Origin of the sequence: Streptomyces galbus (genome assembly GCF_005280195.1) — a bacterium.
GTDB lineage: Bacteria > Actinomycetota > Actinomycetes > Streptomycetales > Streptomycetaceae > Streptomyces > Streptomyces galbus.
Window position 1 is genome coordinate 397,139 of the sequence record NZ_SZPR01000011.1, and the last position, 17,190, is coordinate 414,328.

The following is a 17,190-nucleotide window of genomic DNA, read 5'->3' on the forward strand; positions in this document are numbered from 1 at the left end:
CACCGGCCGCCCACGCAGAGGGGGACGACAGCGCTTTCCCGCGGCCGGGCCGCGCGCACGGCTCACCGGTCCACGGCGGCCTCAGCCACGCGCAGGCCCGGGTCGGGGTCCGGGGCGCGCTCGGCGACCGGGGTGGTGCCCGCCGTCGGGTCGCGCCACTGCCGCAGCACCGCATCCACGCCCGCCGCGATCCGCCGTCGCGCCTCCCGCCGCGGCACGCCCGTCATCAGCAGCCGGTCGTACACCGTGTCCACGTGGCGCACGGACGCCACGACCGCCGAGATCACCGCCCCTTCCGACAGCGCGCGGCCCGCCGCGCTGCGGCCCACCCGTCCGCTGCCGCGCATTGACGCGTGCGCCGCGATCTCCCGGGCCCGCTCCGCCGGGCACCCCGGGAAGAGACGGCGGATCTCGGCCGCGAACGCCGCCGCGAACCGTACGTCCCAGTCCGCCCGGCGCCGCGCGTCGCGCACCCTGCGCCGCCGCCGTGCCTCCGCGTCCGCGAGGCACCGCACCTCCGCCCGGGCGAGTGCCGCCTCGTCCACGAGGACGCCCTGCCGCTCGTACCGCGCCTTGCGGCGGTTGAACCGCACCACCACCGCCGACAGCGTGCTCTCCTCCCGGGACCTGCGCGTGAGCGCGGTGTCGCCGCGCGGCAGGAACACCAGGTGGTCCAGGTCGGCACAGCCGAGGCACCGCGGCGCCGCGTCCTCCAGGACGAGCATCGACAACGGGCCACGCCGGCACGCCACGCAGTACCGGCGCTTGAGCGGCTGGATGACCAACAGCCCCTTGCGCTCCTGGGGCGTTGCGGACGGTGCCATGCGACGTTCCTCCCCTCTGCCGGCGCCTACCGACGCGTGTGCGGTCCGTTCCGCTCCCTCGGCGCCTGCGCATGTCGCTGTCCTCCCTGACGTTCCCCGCACGGGCCTGTTGCTGCACGCTCCGTCCCTCCCTCCCGGCCCGGCCGCTTGCGGCCGCCGGTGCCGGTCGGCGCATCATGGGCCGTGTGCGATTCGAAGCGATCACCTGGGACCGGCTCGGCGACCTCCTGGCCGACCGGCTGCTCGACCTGAAGCCGGCCGACGGCAGCCCCTGGCCGCGCGTGGCGATCGACGGCGCACCGACCGCCCGCCCGGGCGACCTCGCCGACCGTGTGGCCGAGGCGCTGCGCATCCGGGGCCGGGCCTCCCGCGTGGTCGACGCCCACGGCTTCCTGCGCCCCGCGTCCGTCCGCCTGGAGTACGGCCACCACGACCTGGACGCCTACTACGACGGCTGGCTCGACACCGGCGCCCTCTGGCGCGAGGTGTTCGGCCCCCTCGAACCGGACGGCGACGGCCGCATCCTGCCCGACCTCTGGGACCCGGTGGCCGACCGCGCCACCCGCAGCCCCTACGTCCACCTACCGCCCGGCGGCGTCCTGTTGCTGCACGGCCCCCTCCTGATGCGCCACTGGTTCCCGTTCGACCTCACCGTCCACGTCCTCCTGTCCGCCTCCGCCCTGCGCCGCCGGACCCCCGAGGCCGACCGGTGGACGCTGCCCGCCTTCGAGCGCTACGAGCGGGAGACCGACCCCACGGGCACGGCGGACATCGTCGTCCGGGCCGACGATCCACGCCACCCCGCCTGGAATCAGGGGGCCGCTTAGTCCGGCCCGGCACTGCCGCAAGCCCCCGGTCAGAGCCAGCCGTTGCGCCGGAACCCCCGGTACAGCACCAGACAGGCCGCGGATATCACCCCGATGACCGACAGGTAGCCGAACCTCCAGTGCAGCTCCGGCATGTGGTCGAAATTCATGCCGTACACCCCGCACACCATCGTGGGCACCGCGATCACCGCGGCCCACGCGGTGATCTTCCGCATGTCCTCGTTCTGCGCGACCGTGACCTGCGCGAGGTGGGCCTGCAGGATGGAGTTCAGCAGTTCGTCGAAGGCGGCGATCTGCTCGGTGGCCCGCAGCAAATGGTCAGACACGTCGCGGAAGTACGCCTGTATCTCCGGCTCCACCACCCGCATCGGCCGGTCGGCCAGCTCCAGCAGCGGACGCCCCAGCGGCACCACCGCCCGCTTCAGCTCCAGCAGTTCCCGCTTGAGCTGGTAGATGCGGCCCGGGTCGGCCCGCGCGCCGTTCTCCGCGAAAACGTCCGTCTCGACCTGGTCGATGTCCGCCTGCATCAGGTCGGTGACGGTGAGAAAGTCGTCCACCACGTGGTCCGCGACCGCGTGCAGCACCGCCGAGGGCCCCTTGGCCAACTGCGCGGGATCGGCCTCCAGCTCCTCGCGCAGCGGGCCCAGCGAGCCGTGCCGGCCGTGCCGCACCGTGACCACGAAGTCCTGGCCGACGAACACCATGATCTCGCCCGTGTCGACGACCTCACTGGTGGCCGTCAACGTCTCGTGCTCCACGTAGCAGACCGTCTTGAACACCGCGAACAGCGTCTCGCCGTACCGCTCCACCTTGGGACGCTGGTGCGCCTCGACCGCGTCCTCGACGGCCAGCGGGTGCAGGTCGAACAGCTCCGCGATGTCCGCGAACTCCTCCGCCGTCGGCTCGTGCAGCCCGAGCCAGACGAAACCCTCCCCGTGCTTGCGCACGCGCCGGACCGTGTCGAGCAGGTCCTCGCCCACCGGTGCGCGCCGCCCGTCCTGATAGGTCACGCAGTTCACCACGGAGGAGCCCAGCGGCGACCGTGCGGGATGGCTCAGGTCGACGCGCGGGCGCCGACGGGCCAGCCGCGCCACCGTGCGGAGCCCACCGACCCTGCCGAGGCCGGTGACCTTCCGCAGATTGCCTGCCATGGTCATCTGGATCTCCCTGCTGCCTCTCCCGCGTCCGGTGCGCGGAGCGTCCCTTCGTCTTCCTGTCGGGTCGCGTTCCCGCGTCCTGGCTCGTCAGTGTGTCAGTCCCGCGCAGACGCCGAGCAAGCCTGTGGAAAAGGTCGGTTCCGCTGTGTTCCCGCCTGCGTTTCCCGCCTGTGGACAGGGCGACTTCGAGTGACGTGACGTGCGACGCGTCGGCCGTGCGGGGCCCTCGGTCGGCGGTACGCTCGCCGCCTCGACCCCTTCCGACCTCCGAAGCGACCGGGGTGATCACGGCATGGCGCGACCCGACGGGTACCTCCTCGACAACCGGCAGAGCGAGGCCGGCGAGCGCTTCGACGCCTTCGCCTCCCTCTTCGACCCCACGACGTTCCGCCATCTCGAAGGCCTCGGCGTCGGACCCGGCTGGCGCTGCTGGGAGGTGGGCGCCGGCGGCACCTCGGTGGTGTCGTGGCTGGCCAAGAAGGTCGGCCCCACGGGCCAGGTCGTGGCGACGGACATCGACACCTCACGGCTCGGGCCCGTGGCCCGCCCGCCGGTCGAGGTCCGCGTCCACGACGTGGGCGCCGAGGAGCCGCCGGGGGAGGACTTCGACCTCGTGCACGCCCGGCTGGTCCTCGTCCACGTACCCGACCGGGACCGGGCGCTGCGGTCGATGATCCGGTCCCTGCGCCCCGGCGGCCGTCTCCTCGTGGAAGACGCCGACCCGGCGCTGCAGCCCCTGGCCTGCCCCGACGAACACGGCCCCGAGCAGCAGCTCGCGAACCGGCTCCGCACCGGCTTCCGCAGGCTCCTGGCCGAACGCGGCGCCGACCTCTCCTACGGCCGGCGCCTTCCTCGCCTCCTGCGCGAGGCCGGCCTGCAACGCGTCGAGGCCGACGGCTTCTTCCCCCTCACGTCCCCCGCGGGCGCGGCCCTGGAATCCGCCACGATCCGTCAGGTCCGCGCCGAGCTGGTGCGGACGGGCCGTGCCACGGACGACGACATCGACCGCCACCTCGCCCACATCGAGGCCGGCGGCATGGACCTCGCCACGGCCCCGATGATCTCGGCGTGGGGGAGGAAGGGGTAAGGGCGCCGGGCGACACGGGTCTTCGCCCACCCGGTCGGCACCCGGGTCACCCCCGCTCCGGCGGCCTGCCCCCCACCCGCTCCACCGCCCGCGCGCCCGCCCGGCACCCCCGCGCCGCCGCGGCCTCCAGCCCCGTGCCCGCCAGCAGCGCCGCGAGGAACGCCCCCGTGAAGGCGTCCCCGGCGCCCGTGGTGTCCCGGGGCTCCGCCGGTGCGGCGGCGACGCGGGCGACGACGCCGCCGGCCCGGGCCACGACCGCACCCTTCGAGCCGCACTTGGCCACCACCAACGGCACATGGCGGCTCAGCTCGGCCGCCGCGCCCTCCGCGTCCGGCAGCCCCGTCAGCAGACAGGCCTCGTCCCGGCTCGGCAGCAGCACGTCCACCCCCTCGACCAGGTCGAGGAAGCGGCCGGCACCCAGCTCGCGGAGGAACCCCGCCGACGCCGGATCCAGACTCGTCGGCACACCCCGCGCGCGGGCCGACGCCGACGCCACGCGCACGAGCGCCCGCCCGGACGACGAGAACAGCAGGTAACCCGACAGGTGCAGCCGCGCGACCCCGTCGAGCAGGTCCTGCGACCAGTCCGCGGGCTCCAGCCGCAGTGACGCCCCGCTGTCGGTGAGGAACGTCCGCTCCGCCGCCGCACCCGAGTCCACCAGGCAGATCACCGTCCCGGTCGGTGCCTCGGGATCGACGACGAGCACCGGACGCACCCCGGCCGCGCGCAACGCCCGCTCGTGCCACGCCGCCGCGTCCGCGCCCACCCGCCCCAGCAGCCGCACGTCCGCGCACCCCGTGTACGCCGCCCAGCACGCCACGTTGGCGCCGGCGCCGCCCGGCAGGGTGCGGATCTCGGCGGCCGTGTCCGTCCCCGCGGCGAGCGGCCCCCGGTGCCGGGCCACGACATCGGTCACCACGTCCCCGACGACCAGCAGGGCCCCGCCACCGGGACCGCCCGTCGCCTCCCTCGTCACGCCCCGGCCCAGGCCGCGGCGATGCGGGCCGCCAGCCGCACGTTGCCGCGCACCGCCGCCAGGTTGGCCTCCAGGGAGGCGCCGTCGGTGTGGCGGACGAGGTGGTCCAGCAGGAAGGGAGTGACGGCCTGGCCGGTGACGCCCTCCGCCTCGCACGCGCGCAGGGCCTCGGCGAGCACCCGCGCGTGCAGCTCCGGGTCCAACTGCTCCCGCTCGGGGACGGGGTGGGCGACGATCAGCGCCGAATCCGGCCCTCCGACCGCGTCCTGAGCCCGCATCACCTCGGCCACCTGCTGCGGCGTCTCCAGCGTCCAGTCGACCGGGTGCCCCGAGTCGGACAGGTAGAAGCCGGGGAAGCGGTCCGTGCCGTAGCCGGCCACCGCAACGCCCAGCGTCTCCAGCCGCTGCAGCGTCGCCGGCACGTCCAGGATCGACTTCACCCCGGCGCACACCACCGTGATCCTGGTACGCGCCAGCAGCCCCAGGTCGGCCGACTCGTCCTGGGTCAGCGTCCATTCCCGATGCACCCCGCCGAGCCCGCCGGTCGCGAACACCCGTATCCCCGAGCGCGCCGCCAGCAGCGCCGTCGCCGACACCGTCGTCGCCCCGCTGGCGCCCGCGGCCACCGCGAGCGGCAGGTCGCGGTGGCCCAGCTTGCGGATCCCGTCCTCGTTCGCGACCCGCTCGACCTGCTTCTCGTCCAGACCGATGTGCGGCCGTCCGTTCAGCACGGCGATCGTCGCCGGTACGGCGCCCTCCGCGCGGACCGCCGCCTCCAGTTCGAGCGCCACCCGGAGGTTGCGCGGGCGTGGCAGCCCGTGGGCGATGATCGTGGACTCCAGCGCCACCACCGGGCGACGCGCGTCCACCGCTTCCCGTACCTCTTCCGACACCACCGACGTCACGCGCCTGCCTCCTGTCCCTCGCCCTCCCCTCATCCCTGGCGGGTGCCACCCCCCGTCAAACCCCCGCCCGGGCTCGGCATGGCCTCAGAACAGCGGCTCGGGCAGCACGCCCTCCAGCGCGAGCAGCTTGCGCTTGGTCTCCAGGCCGCCCCCGAACCCACCGATCCCGCCGCCGCTCTCCACGACCCGGTGGCAGGGCACCAAGACCGGCAGGGGATTGGCGCCCATCGCCGTGCCCACCGCCTGAGCGGCCCCCGGCTGCCCCACCCGCCGCGCCAGATCGCCGTACCCGACCACCGCGCCGAACGGCACGCCCTCGGCCAGCGCGCGCAGCACCTGGCGGTTGAAGCCGGAGATCAGCGACCAGTCCAGCGGCAGCGCGAAGCTGTGCAGCTCGCCCGCGAAGTAGGCGTCCACCTGGCGTATCGCCTCGGCCAGCAGCGGCGAGTCCGGCGCCTCGACGGGCGTCGTGCCGAGCCGCTCCGCGAGCCGGGCGAGCGCCTTCTCCCGGACCGGGTCCGTCGCGTGGAACACGACGTTGACCAGACCCTCGCGGGTCGCGGCCAGCAGCAGGGGGCCGATCGCGGTCCCCACGACGGCCCACACCACCTGCTGCTCGTTCTGCCCCTGGCTGTCCATGCCCCCACCGTACGGCCGCCCACTGACAACGCCCGGGGAGCGCGGGCCGGCCTCGACGCCGTCCGTCCGGTCAGTGCCCGGAGACCGCCCCCCGCACCACGTCCGGCTTGTTGCTGATCAGCCCGTCGGCGCCGTACCCGACGACGGTGCGCGCGGTGTCCGCGTCGTCCACCGTCCAGGCGAACAACCGCAACGGCACACCGTGCGGCCCCGTCTGCGCGTGCACCGCGGAGACGTAGGCGGCGGACAGCGACGTGTGCGAGGGGTTGACCAGGTCGACGAACCGCGCGTACGCGGGCAGGTCCGCCGTCTTCGGTGTACCGAGGAGGCCGGTGCGCACCGCCGGCTCGAGCGCGTGCACGGTGCGCAGGCTGTCGGCGCTGAAGCTCTGCACGATCAGCCGGCCGGCGAGGTGCCGCTGGTCCAGCCAGCTCTCGTTGCCGAGCTCCTTGAGGATCTGCTGCTCGATCCCCGGGTACAGCTCCGGGTTCTTGATCTCCAGGAGCAGGCTCTGGCGGTGGGAGTCGACCGTGCGCAGATACTGCTCCAGCGTCGGCACGCGCGTGCCCGCGTACGCGGGGGAGAACCAGCCGCCCGCGTCGAGCCGGGCGATCTCGGCGGCGGTGAAGTCCTTCACCTTCCACGGCGCGCGGTCCGGGAAGACCTGCTCCACGTCCGTGGTCCGGCCCAGTCCGTCGTCGTGGATCACCACGAGTGCGCCGTCCTTGGTGCGCTGGACGTCGTTCTCCACCCAGCGGGCGCCCCGGGCGGCGGCCTCGTCGACGGCGGCCAGGGTGTTCTCGGGTGCGTAGGCGGAGGCCCCCCGGTGCGCGACGACGGTCGGCGCCACGGCCCGCGCCGCACCGGTGCCGGTCAGTCCCGCCCGGGCGTCGGACGCGGGGAGCAGAAGGGCCACCAGGCCCAGGAGCGCGGTGGTCAGGGCGGCAACGCGCGGGTGCATGCGTACTCCTCGTGTCGAGCGGACTCCGGACCGTCACGTACGGCTCAACTGTGACAGCACGGAGTCAACGACGGTGGGGTACGGCACGGCCGTACGATGAACGCCTTTGCCCGGGGCCGTTCACTCCCGCCGCAGATGTGGCAAGGTCGTGTTTCTTTGCCGGAGAGTCGTTCGACCGTTCCGGCGCCCGTCATACTCTCTGCGTCGACCACGACCGCCCGCGCGGTCGTGGGAGGGGGGCGCTTTCGGGCACATCGAGCACCACGGCGGAAGGGCAGCCGCGCATGCAGGGCACGGTCGACGGATTCAGCTACGGACTCGTCACCCCGCTGGTGGCCTACCTGATGGCCTGCCTCGGCGGTGCGCTCGGCCTGCGCTGCACGACAAGAGCCATGCGCGTCGCGCAGTCCTGGCGCCCCGGCTGGCTCGCCCTCGGATCGGCGGCCATCGGCTCCGGCATATGGACCATGCACTTCGTCGCGATGATGGGCTTCACGGTCCACGGCGCGCCGATCCACTACGACAAGCCCCTCACGTACGCCAGCCTGGGCGTCGCGATCGTCATGGTGGGGGTCGGGATCTTCATCGTCGGCTACAAGGGCGCCTCCGGAACGGCGCTGTTCACCGGCGGCACCCTCACCGGCCTCGGCATCGCCTCCATGCACTACCTGGGCATGGCCAGTCTGGAGCTGAACGGGCAGCTGGAGTACAACACCCTGACCGTCGGCTTCTCCGTGGTCATCGCGATGGCCGCCGCCACCGCCGCCCTGTGGGCGGCCGGACAGGTGCGGGGACTCCTGTGGAGCGTCGGCGCCAGCCTCGTCATGGGACTCGCCGTCACGGGCATGCACTACACGGGCATGGCCGCGATGAGCGTCCACCTGCACGACACCGGTGCACCCGGCACGGGGGACTCGCCCGCCGCGCTCCTCGCGCCGATGCTGATCGGCCCGCTCGCCTTCCTCTGCCTCGCCGGGGTCGTCGTCCTGTTCGACCCGCTGATGGTGACGGGCAGGCCCGACTGGACGCCCACCGAGCACAAGCCCGGCGTACCGGCCCACGCGAGCGCCCCGCGGACCGGGCGGCGGCCCGCCGTGCGCCCCGGCCGCAGGAGCCTCCGGCTGGAGCACCGCGCACCCCAGAACCGCTGACCGGAGCCCGTTGTCAGTGGGGGGTCGTACGGTTGATGGCATGCGGCCCGTTTCACAGATCGAACGCACGGTGGCGCCCTTCGAGGTCGTCAGCCCCTACCAGCCCAGCGGCGACCAGCCGGCGGCCATCGCCGAGCTGGCCCGACGCATCCAGGCGGGTGAGAAGGACGTCGTCCTGCTGGGCGCGACCGGCACCGGCAAGTCCGCCACCACCGCGTGGATGATCGAGCAGCTCCAGCGGCCCACCCTGGTGATGGCGCCGAACAAGACGCTGGCCGCCCAGCTGGCCAACGAGTTCCGCGAGCTCCTGCCGAACAACGCGGTCGAGTACTTCGTCTCGTACTACGACTACTACCAGCCCGAGGCGTACGTCCCGCAGTCGGACACCTACATCGAGAAGGACTCCTCGATCAACGAGGAGGTCGAGCGCCTGCGCCACTCGGCGACGAACTCGCTGCTCACCCGCCGTGACGTGGTCGTGGTGGCCTCGGTGTCCTGCATCTACGGCCTGGGCACCCCGCAGGAGTACGTGGACCGCATGGTGCCGCTCAGGGTCGGCGACGAGATCGACCGTGACCTGCTGCTGCGCCGCTTCGTCGACATCCAGTACACGCGCAATGACATGGCGTTCACCCGCGGCACCTTCCGCGTGCGCGGCGACACCATCGAGATCTTCCCGGTGTACGAGGAGCTCGCCGTCCGCATCGAGATGTTCGGCGACGAGATCGAGGCGCTCACCACGCTGCACCCGCTCACCGGCGAGATCATCAGCGACGAGCAGCAGCTGTACGTCTTCCCCGCCTCCCACTACGTCGCCGGACCCGAGCGCATGGAGCGGGCCGTCAACGACATCGAGAAGGAGCTGGGGGACCGGCTGGCCGAGCTGGAGAAGCAGGGCAAGCTCCTGGAGGCGCAGCGCCTGCGCATGCGCACCACGTACGACATCGAGATGCTCCGTCAGATCGGCACCTGCTCCGGCGTGGAGAACTACTCGATGCACTTCGACGGCCGCCTGCCCGGTTCCCCGCCCAACACGCTGCTCGACTACTTCCCGGAGGACTTCCTCCTGGTCATCGACGAGTCGCACGTGACCGTGCCGCAGATCGGCGCCATGTACGAGGGCGACGCCTCCCGCAAGCGCACCCTCGTCGACCACGGCTTCCGGCTGCCCTCGGCCCTGGACAACCGCCCGCTGAAGTGGGAGGAGTTCCAGGAGCGCATCGGCCAGACCGTCTACCTGTCGGCGACCCCGGGCACCTACGAGCTGTCCCGCGGGGACGGCGTCGTCGAGCAGATCATCCGCCCCACCGGCCTCGTCGACCCGCAGGTCGTCGTCAAGCCCACCGAGGGCCAGATCGACGACCTCGTGCACGAGATCCGCAAGCGCACCGAGAAGGACGAGCGCGTCCTGGTCACCACCCTCACCAAGAAGATGGCCGAGGACCTCACGGACTACTTCCTGGAGCTGGGCATCCAGGTGCGTTACCTGCACAGCGACGTCGACACCCTGCGCCGGGTCGAGCTGCTGCGGGAGCTGCGCAGCGGCGAGTACGACGTCCTGGTCGGCATCAACCTGCTGCGCGAGGGCCTGGACCTGCCCGAGGTGTCCCTGGTGGCCATCCTGGACGCCGACAAGGAGGGCTTCCTGCGCTCCGGCACCTCGCTGATCCAGACCATCGGCCGTGCCGCGCGCAACGTCTCCGGCGAGGTCCACATGTACGCCGACAAGATCACCCCCGCGATGGAGCGGGCGATCGACGAGACCAACCGCCGCCGGGAGAAGCAGGTCGCCTACAACAAGGCGAACGGCATCGACCCCCAGCCGCTGCGCAAGAAGATCAACGACATCGTCGCCCAGATCGGGCGCGAGGAGATCGACACCGAGCAGCTGCTCGGCACCGGCTACCGCGCGAAGAAGGACGGCCGGCCCACCAAGGCCCCGGTGCCCTCGCTCGGCGACAAGTCGCTCAAGGGCGCCAAGGGCTCCAAGACCGTCAAGCCCGCCCACGGCAAGGCCCGCGAGACCGTTCCGACCGACAGCCCCGCGGCCGACCTCGCCGCGCAGATCGAGGAGATGACCGAGCGCATGCGGGCCGCCGCCGCGGACCTGCAGTTCGAGATCGCGGCCCGGCTGCGCGACGAGGTCTCGGAGATGAAGAAGGAACTGCGCCAGATGAAGGAGGCCGGACTGGCCTGACGGACGGCCGGTCCGACCCGGACCCGGCCGTTGCGGGAGCCCCCCGCCGACGTGCCGTACCCGGGCACGCCCTGTGTTGCAAGACCGACACAAAGTGCGCTCCTGGGTACGGCACTGTCAGTGGCCTTGCGTAGGGTTCAGGTCAACCGCGCAGACCGCGGCAACAGGGGACGTTCGAGAGGGGAATCAGCGCGTGACCGTCAACATGACCAAGGGTCAGGCCATCAGTCTGCAGAAGAACGACGGGGGCAGCCTGACCGCGGTGCGCATGGGTCTCGGCTGGCAGGCGGCCCCCCGGCGTGGCCTGTTCGGCTCCCGCACGCGGGAGATCGACCTCGACGCCTCGGCCGTCCTCTTCGCCGACAAGCAGCCCGTCGACGTCGTCTTCTTCCGCCACCTGGTGAGCGACGACGGCTCCGTGCGCCACACCGGTGACAACCTCGTCGGCGGTGTCGGCCAGGGCGGCGACGACGAGGCCATCCTGGTGGACCTCGCGCGCGTGCCCGTCCACATCGACCAGATCGTCTTCACCGTGAACTCCTTCACGGGCCAGACGTTCCAGGAGGTGCAGAACGCCTTCTGCCGCCTGGTCGACGAGACCAACGGCCAGGAGCTGGCCCGCTACACCCTCGCGGGCGGCGGTGCCTACACGGCGCAGGTCATGGCGAAGGTCCACCGCGCGGGCCCGGGCTGGACGATGACCGCCCTGGGCACCCCGGCCAACGGCCGCACCTTCCAGGACCTGATGCCGGCCATCCTGCCGCTGCTGTAGTACGGCGGCGACCGCACCCACAACACAAGACGCGACACAGGGGGAAGGCGATGACGGCCGAGCTGGTGCGGGGGCAGAACCACCCGCTCTCCCAGGCCCACCTCGAGATCAGGGTCTCGGCCGGCACGCCCGTCGTGGCCGCCGCGACGCTCGGCGACGAGGGCGGCACCGTGCGGGGCGTCGAGTGGGTGGCCCACCCCGGCACGCCCACCCTGCCCGGCCTGGAGGTCTCCCGGCAGGCGGCCGCCGATCACCGTCTGGCGGTCGACCTGGACGCGATGCCGGAGGCCGTGCACCGGGTGCACGTCCTGCTCTCCCTTCCGCAGGCGGGCGGCGGTCCGGTCCGCTTCGGCGCCGTCGCCGCCCCCTTCGTCGCCGTCACCGGCCTCGACGGCAGCGGGGTCGCCAGCTACACCATCACCGGCCTGGACAGCGAGTCGGCCGTCGTCGCCCTGGAGCTGTACCGGCGCCAGGGCGCCTGGAAGGTGCGGGCGGTCGGCCAGGGGTACGCGGGCGGACTCGCCGAGCTCCTGACCGACCAGGGCCTGCCGCAGGCCCGGCAGCTCGCCTCCGGCATCCACGAGGCCGTGGCCCAGGGGCTCGCCCGCTCGGTCCAGGCCCCGCCGCCGCGCACGGCCGACGGCGACCGGTCCCGGCAGACGGCCGCGTCCGCCCCCGGCCCGGATACGAGCGCCCCCACGCCGCACGGCACCCAGGGCCACCACAACGCCGTCGGGCCGTACACCACGCACGGCGCCCCCGGCTCCCCGTCCGTCCCGCCGGTCGCGGGCCCCGGGGCGGGCGACCCGTCCGGCCCGGCACCGACGGACCCGTCCACCTCCGGTCCCACCCCGCCGTCCGCCGGTCCCGCCACCGGCGGCCCGATCGACTACAGCCATCCGCGGCGCGGGACCTCGGCTCCGCCTCCGCCCCCGCCGACCGCGCCCCCGGCCGCTCCCGGGCAGCCCGCCCAGCCCGTCGCGGGCGACGCGACCGGCTGGTCCATGGAGGAGCGCCTCTACAACCAGATCTGGGGCATGTTCGAGGACCTGGCCCGCACGACGGCCGCCTACCGCAGCGCCGTCGACTTCGCCGAGTCGCGCCTGGAGAAGGAGATCGACCAGGTCCTGTCCGATCCGCGCAGCCGGATCGGCGGCCAGGGCGACGCGGCCCGCGAGGCGGCCCTCGCCCGCCAGACGCAGCTCGTCGACCAGGCCCGTCAGGCGCTCGACCGCGACCTGGCCCAGCTCGTCGCCGAGTCGGACGTCGTCGAGCCCGCGCTGCCGCCGGCCTTCGCCGGCTGGGACAACCCCGTGTGGCACTCCTACCGGGTGCCGATGGAGATCCCCATGGCCCTGCGCCTCGGCGACCTCGGACTGCCCGAGAGCGACCGGCTGCGCATCCCGCTGCTGGTCCGGCTGCCGTTGGAGCGCGGCCTGTGGATCGACAGCGGGCGCACGGCGATGGCCGACGACGCCTTCGTCGACACCCACGAGCGGCGCCGCCTGGCCGTGGAGTCGGCGGTGGCGCACACGGCGCGGCTGCTCGCGGTGTACCCCGCGGACGAGTTCACCGTCCACGTCATCGACCCGGCGGGCTCGGGTGCCCAGGCGCTCGGACCGCTGGTGCACACCGGGGTGCTCGCGGGTCCTCCGGCGCGCGGCGCGGCCGGGGTCGCGGACGTCCTGGGCCGGCTGACGCAGCGCGTCGACCTGGTGCAGATGGCATTGCGCGGGGGCGTGGCGGACTCCCTGCCGCCCGACTTCGACACCGCCCAGCAGTTGCTCGTCGTCAACGACTTCCCGCACGGCTTCGACGACCGTGCCGTGACCCAGCTGCGCTACCTCGCGGACGAGGGCCCGGCCGTCGGTGTGCACCTGATGATGGTGGCCGACCGGGAGGACGCCGCCGGTTACGGTCCGTTGCTGGATCCGCTGTGGCGTTCGCTGCTGCGCCTGACTCCCGTGCCCGACGACCATCTGGCCGATCCCTGGGTCGGCCACGCCTGGACGTACGAGCCGGCGCTCGTACCGCCCGGCAGCGCTGTGCTCGAGACGGTCCTGCGGCAGGTCGCAGCCGCCCGCACCAAGCGATCGTAAAGGGTTACTGAGCTGGGGTTTTGATCTTTCTTTTGCCAAGCACTTTACTCTTTCTTGGTCATTGGGGTACTGTTGTCCGCACGGAGGGGAGTACTCCCTGACTGCGGCGCTCTCGTCAGTACGGATCACTGGGATCCCGGGACGCCGGCCCTAGCGGGTGGAAGAGACCTCCGGCAGCGCAACGACGCTGACTACCTGCCGTTACGTCCTGCCGGAGGCGCAGTGGATGTTTCCATGACCCTGTGGGTCCTGACGATCGTGGGCCTCGCCGCCCTGATCGCGGTCGACTTCTTCATCGGCCGCAAACCGCACGACGTGTCCCTCAAAGAGGCGGGCATCTGGACGGGCGTCTGGATCGCCCTCGCCGGACTCTTCGGAGTCGGCCTGCTGCTCTTCGGCGGCGGCCAGCCCGCCGGCGAGTTCTTCGCGGGCTTCATCACCGAGAAGTCGCTGAGCGTCGACAACCTCTTCGTGTTCGTCCTGATCATGGCGAAGTTCGCCGTGCCCTCGCAGTACCAGCAGCGCGTCCTGCTCATCGGCGTGCTCATAGCGCTGGTCCTGCGGGCCGTGTTCATCGCCGCGGGCGCCGCCATCCTCGCCAGCTTCTCGTGGGTGTTCTACCTGTTCGGCGCGTTCCTCATCTGGACCGCCTGGAAGCTCATCCAGGAGGCGCGGGCCGACCAGGAGGACGAGGAGTTCGAGGAGAACAAGCTCCTGAAGGCCGTCGAGCGCAAGTTCGGCGTCGCCGACCGCTACCACGGCACCAAGCTGTGGATCCAGCAGAACGGCAAGCGGGTCATGACCCCGATGCTCGTCGTGATGCTCGCGATCGGCACCACGGACGTGCTGTTCGCGCTGGACTCGATCCCCGCGATCTTCGGTCTCACGCAGGACCCGTACATCGTGTTCACGGCCAACGCCTTCGCGCTGATGGGCCTCAGGCAGCTGTACTTCCTCATCGGCGGCCTGCTGAAGAAGCTGGTCCACCTCAGCTACGGCCTGTCGGTGATCCTCGGCTTCATCGGGGTGAAGCTCGTCCTGCACGCCCTGCACGAGTCCGGCGTCCACGTCCCCGAGATCAGCATCCCCGTCTCCCTCGGCGTGATCTGCTCCGTCCTGATCATCACCACGATCACCAGCCTGCGGGCCACGAAGAAGCAGGCGGCCGAGACCGCGCCCAAGGACCGCATCGACGTCTGAGGAGTTCATGGCCCAGCAGCAGGAACGCCAGGAGCGGCGCTCGGCGCCGGCCGATCGCCGCTCCGCGAGCACCGGCCACCCCTCGTCCACCGAACCCGCCACGAGCAGCCGGAGTGCGACCTCCGGGCCCCTCTGGGACGATCGCAGCATGATCGCTCGGCTCAGGTCGCTCACACAGCGGTGGACGTTCCTCGTGCCGGTGCTCGCGGTGGTCCTGCTGGTCCTCACCTGGGGACGCGACCTGCCCGGTGCGGTCGTCGCCGTCGTGACGCTCGTCCTGGCCGGGGCGGTCCTGGCCGCCGTCCACCACGCCGAGGTGGTCGCCCACCGCGTGGGTGAGCCCTTCGGCTCCCTGGTGCTCGCCATCGCCGTCACGATCATCGAGGTCGCACTGATCGTGACCCTGATGGCGGACGGCGGGGACAAGAGCTCCACCCTCGCCCGGGACACCGTCTTCGCCGCCGTGATGATCACCTGCAACGGTGTCGTCGGGCTCTCCCTCATCGCCGCGTCGCTGCGCCACGGCACGGCGGTCTTCAACCCCGAGGGCACCGGCGCGGCCCTCGCCACGGTCGCCACCCTGGCCACGCTCAGCCTGGTGCTCCCGACGTTCACCACCAGCAAGCCGGGGCCGGAGTTCTCCACCGTCCAGCTCACCTTCGCGGCCCTGTCGTCGCTGATTCTCTACGGCCTGTTCGTGGCGACCCAGACCGTCCGGCACCGGGACTACTTCCTGCCCGTCACCCGGCAGGGCGAGGTCATCACGGGCGACGACCACGCCGGCGCGCCGTCCTCCCGGACCGCCCTGATCAGCCTCGTCCTGCTGGGGCTGGCGCTGATCGGCGTGGTGGGCCTCGCCAAGGGCGTCTCGCCCACCATCGAGTCGGGCGTGGAGGCGGCGGGACTGCACCAAGCGGTCGTCGGTGTGATCATCGCGCTGCTCGTGCTGCTGCCCGAGACCATCGCCGCCCTGCGCTCGGCCCGCCGCGACCGCGTGCAGACCAGCCTCAACCTCGCCCTCGGCTCCGCCATGGCCAGCATCGGCCTGACCATCCCGGCGGTCGCCCTGGCCTCCGTGTGGCTGTCCGGCCCGCTCGTGCTCGGCCTGGGCCCCACCCACATGGTGCTGCTCGCCCTGACGGTGGTGGTCAGCTCCCTGACCGTGGTCCCCGGCCGCGCCACACCCCTGCAGGGGGGCGTCCACCTCGTGCTGTTCGCGGCCTACCTGGAGCTGGCGATCAACCCGTAGCCGAGCCACGGCGGGCCTGCGGCCCGGCTGACCTCAGTAGGTGACGGTGATCCGCCGGGACGGACCGTCGACGCGGATCGTGCCGCCGTAGGGGAGGACGAGCTGCGGGTCGGTGTGGCCGAAGTCCACGTCGAAGACGACCATCGTGTCCGGGGCGTACGCCCGCAGCGCGCGCAGGACCGCCTCGCGCTGGGCGGCGGCGTACCGGGCCCCCTCGTCGGGGCCGAGGGGCCGCTGGAAGGACCAGGTCTTGGGCCGGCCGACCAACAGGGCCGGGAAGCGCTGGAGCAGGCCGCGCTCACCCATGTTGCGCAGGGTGCGGAACACCTCCGTGTCGCTCGGCATCTCCTCCGAGGTCTCCAGCAGGAGCACGCCGCCGTCGTACACGGACAGGTCGTGGGACACCTCGCGGTCGGCCATCAGCAGCATCGCCAGGATCTCCAGGCAACCGCCCCAGCTGCGGCCCTCCACCACCCGGTCGGCGTTCACCCAGCCCCAGCCGGTGCCGGGCCGCGTCTCCGGCTCGGCCGCGAAGGTCGCCGGGTCGGCCCAGTCGCCGTCCACATCACGCCAGCGGTCGGCGGGCCGCAGCTCGAAGACGCCCGGGGTGAACAGCGCGGCCCGCAGCGATTCCTCGGTCTGCGGATGCAGGGCACCGGGGCGTCCCAGGGCCGCCATCACGGTGGCGCCGTGGAAGCCGACGATGCCCGTGGCGTACAGGTAGGCCAGCAGGTTGGTGTTGTCGCTCATCCCGAAGAACGGCTTAGGACGGCTCCGGATCAGCTCCCGGTCCAGATACGGCAGCACCGTGATCTGGTCGTCGCCGCCGATCGACGCCATCACCGCCGTCACGTCCGGGTCGGCGAAAGCGGCGTGGATGTCCTCGGCGCGCTCGCGGGGCGTCGCCCCCATCGTGCGGGTGGCGGGGTATTCGACCGGCTCCAGCCCGTACACCGTGCGCAGCCGCTCCAGGCCCAGCTCGTAGGGGCGCGGGAAGAGCCCCGGCAGCCCGGCGGAGGGGGAGATGACGGCGATGCGGTCGCCGGGAGCGGGCTTGGGCGGGTGCTGGGGCGTCGTCATGCCGGGAGGCTACGGGCCCGCGCCCCCGCGGCGCACCGTGATAAACCGGGGTCCGAGCAGCGGTCC

The 17,190-nt window shown here is 72.6% G+C and carries 15 protein-coding genes; 8 read left to right on the forward strand and 7 right to left on the reverse strand.

What is annotated here, in order from left to right; genetic code table 11:
- Window positions 1-62: 62 nt before the first annotated feature.
- Window positions 63-824, reverse strand: a complete 762-nt coding sequence (locus tag E4U92_RS12845; RefSeq protein WP_137300462.1) for a DUF2293 domain-containing protein — start codon at window positions 822-824, stop codon at window positions 63-65.
- A 176-nt stretch (window positions 825-1,000) separates the two neighbouring features.
- Here E4U92_RS12845 and E4U92_RS12850 point away from each other — a divergent pair, with 176 nt between their 5' ends.
- On the forward strand, window positions 1,001-1,651 hold the full coding sequence (locus E4U92_RS12850) for a nucleoside/nucleotide kinase family protein (RefSeq protein ID WP_174863832.1): 651 nt from the start codon (window positions 1,001-1,003) through the stop codon (window positions 1,649-1,651).
- Window positions 1,652-1,680: 29 nt separating this feature from the next.
- Here the strand turns inward: E4U92_RS12850 and E4U92_RS12855 are convergent, their stop codons facing one another.
- A complete protein-coding gene (locus E4U92_RS12855; protein ID WP_137300464.1) occupies window positions 1,681-2,808 on the reverse strand; it encodes a magnesium and cobalt transport protein CorA in 1,128 nt (375 codons plus the stop codon).
- Between the two features lie 292 nt (window positions 2,809-3,100).
- On the opposite strand from E4U92_RS12855, the gene E4U92_RS12860 reads away from it, so the two are divergent.
- Complete coding sequence (locus E4U92_RS12860; protein ID WP_137300465.1) at window positions 3,101-3,895, forward strand: methyltransferase domain-containing protein; 795 nt, start codon at window positions 3,101-3,103, stop codon at window positions 3,893-3,895.
- A 46-nt stretch (window positions 3,896-3,941) separates the two neighbouring features.
- Here the strand turns inward: E4U92_RS12860 and E4U92_RS12865 are convergent, their stop codons facing one another.
- From E4U92_RS12865 to E4U92_RS12880, 4 genes are all read right to left on the reverse strand, one after another.
- Window positions 3,942-4,871, reverse strand: a complete 930-nt coding sequence (locus tag E4U92_RS12865; protein ID WP_137300466.1) for a carbohydrate kinase family protein — start codon at window positions 4,869-4,871, stop codon at window positions 3,942-3,944.
- A complete protein-coding gene (locus E4U92_RS12870) occupies window positions 4,868-5,776 on the reverse strand; it encodes a pseudouridine-5'-phosphate glycosidase (protein WP_137300467.1) in 909 nt (302 codons plus the stop codon). The genes E4U92_RS12865 and E4U92_RS12870 overlap by 4 nt, the downstream gene beginning before the upstream one ends.
- 84 nt (window positions 5,777-5,860) lie before the next feature.
- The gene (locus E4U92_RS12875) at window positions 5,861-6,415 is read right to left on the reverse strand and encodes a methylated-DNA--[protein]-cysteine S-methyltransferase (RefSeq protein WP_137300468.1); all 555 of its coding nucleotides are present in this window, start codon (window positions 6,413-6,415) and stop codon (window positions 5,861-5,863) included.
- Window positions 6,416-6,485: 70 nt separating this feature from the next.
- The gene (locus tag E4U92_RS12880) at window positions 6,486-7,376 is read right to left on the reverse strand and encodes a glycerophosphodiester phosphodiesterase (protein WP_137300469.1); all 891 of its coding nucleotides are present in this window, start codon (window positions 7,374-7,376) and stop codon (window positions 6,486-6,488) included.
- A gap of 284 nt (window positions 7,377-7,660) precedes the next feature.
- On the opposite strand from E4U92_RS12880, the gene E4U92_RS12885 reads away from it, so the two are divergent.
- The 6 genes from E4U92_RS12885 to E4U92_RS12910 all read left to right on the forward strand — a co-directional run bounded on the left by E4U92_RS12885 (window position 7,661) and on the right by E4U92_RS12910 (window position 16,044).
- Entirely contained in the window at window positions 7,661-8,527 is an 867-nt protein-coding gene (locus E4U92_RS12885; protein WP_137300470.1) for an MHYT domain-containing protein, read from the forward strand.
- Between the two features lie 40 nt (window positions 8,528-8,567).
- Entirely contained in the window at window positions 8,568-10,724 is a 2,157-nt protein-coding gene (gene uvrB, locus E4U92_RS12890) for an excinuclease ABC subunit UvrB (protein WP_137300471.1), read from the forward strand.
- A 193-nt stretch (window positions 10,725-10,917) separates the two neighbouring features.
- On the forward strand, window positions 10,918-11,496 hold the full coding sequence (locus tag E4U92_RS12895) for a TerD family protein (protein ID WP_137300472.1): 579 nt from the start codon (window positions 10,918-10,920) through the stop codon (window positions 11,494-11,496).
- A 50-nt stretch (window positions 11,497-11,546) separates the two neighbouring features.
- Window positions 11,547-13,595: a TerD family protein gene (locus E4U92_RS12900; protein ID WP_137300473.1), complete on the forward strand. Its 2,049-nt coding sequence runs from the start codon at window positions 11,547-11,549 to the stop codon at window positions 13,593-13,595.
- A 222-nt stretch (window positions 13,596-13,817) separates the two neighbouring features.
- Window positions 13,818-14,795, forward strand: a complete 978-nt coding sequence (locus E4U92_RS12905) for a TerC family protein (RefSeq protein ID WP_137300474.1) — start codon at window positions 13,818-13,820, stop codon at window positions 14,793-14,795.
- A 148-nt stretch (window positions 14,796-14,943) separates the two neighbouring features.
- Window positions 14,944-16,044, forward strand: coding sequence for a calcium:cation antiporter (locus tag E4U92_RS12910; RefSeq protein ID WP_137300475.1), 1,101 nt, complete (start codon window positions 14,944-14,946; stop codon window positions 16,042-16,044).
- 33 nt (window positions 16,045-16,077) lie between these two features.
- Here E4U92_RS12910 and E4U92_RS12915 read toward each other — a convergent pair whose 3' ends face one another.
- Complete coding sequence (locus E4U92_RS12915; RefSeq protein WP_137300476.1) at window positions 16,078-17,124, reverse strand: S66 family peptidase; 1,047 nt, start codon at window positions 17,122-17,124, stop codon at window positions 16,078-16,080.
- Window positions 17,125-17,190 lie beyond the last annotated feature (66 nt).

What these genes read in the sequence shown, in the direction of transcription:
- E4U92_RS12845 (WP_137300462.1), bottom strand. Translation starts at nt 824, where the DNA reads ATGGCACCGTCCGCAACGCCCCAGGAGCGCAAGGGGCTGTTGGTCATC.
- E4U92_RS12850 (WP_174863832.1), top strand. Translation starts at nt 1,001, where the DNA reads ATGGGCCGTGTGCGATTCGAAGCGATCACCTGGGACCGGCTCGGCGAC.
- E4U92_RS12855 (WP_137300464.1), bottom strand. Translation starts at nt 2,808, where the DNA reads ATGACCATGGCAGGCAATCTGCGGAAGGTCACCGGCCTCGGCAGGGTC.
- E4U92_RS12860 (WP_137300465.1), top strand. Translation starts at nt 3,101, where the DNA reads ATGGCGCGACCCGACGGGTACCTCCTCGACAACCGGCAGAGCGAGGCC.
- E4U92_RS12875 (WP_137300468.1), bottom strand. Translation starts at nt 6,415, where the DNA reads ATGGACAGCCAGGGGCAGAACGAGCAGCAGGTGGTGTGGGCCGTCGTG.
- E4U92_RS12880 (WP_137300469.1), bottom strand. Translation starts at nt 7,376, where the DNA reads ATGCACCCGCGCGTTGCCGCCCTGACCACCGCGCTCCTGGGCCTGGTG.
- E4U92_RS12885 (WP_137300470.1), top strand. Translation starts at nt 7,661, where the DNA reads ATGCAGGGCACGGTCGACGGATTCAGCTACGGACTCGTCACCCCGCTG.
- uvrB (WP_137300471.1), top strand. Translation starts at nt 8,568, where the DNA reads ATGCGGCCCGTTTCACAGATCGAACGCACGGTGGCGCCCTTCGAGGTC.
- E4U92_RS12900 (WP_137300473.1), top strand. Translation starts at nt 11,547, where the DNA reads ATGACGGCCGAGCTGGTGCGGGGGCAGAACCACCCGCTCTCCCAGGCC.
- E4U92_RS12910 (WP_137300475.1), top strand. Translation starts at nt 14,944, where the DNA reads ATGATCGCTCGGCTCAGGTCGCTCACACAGCGGTGGACGTTCCTCGTG.
- E4U92_RS12915 (WP_137300476.1), bottom strand. Translation starts at nt 17,124, where the DNA reads ATGACGACGCCCCAGCACCCGCCCAAGCCCGCTCCCGGCGACCGCATC.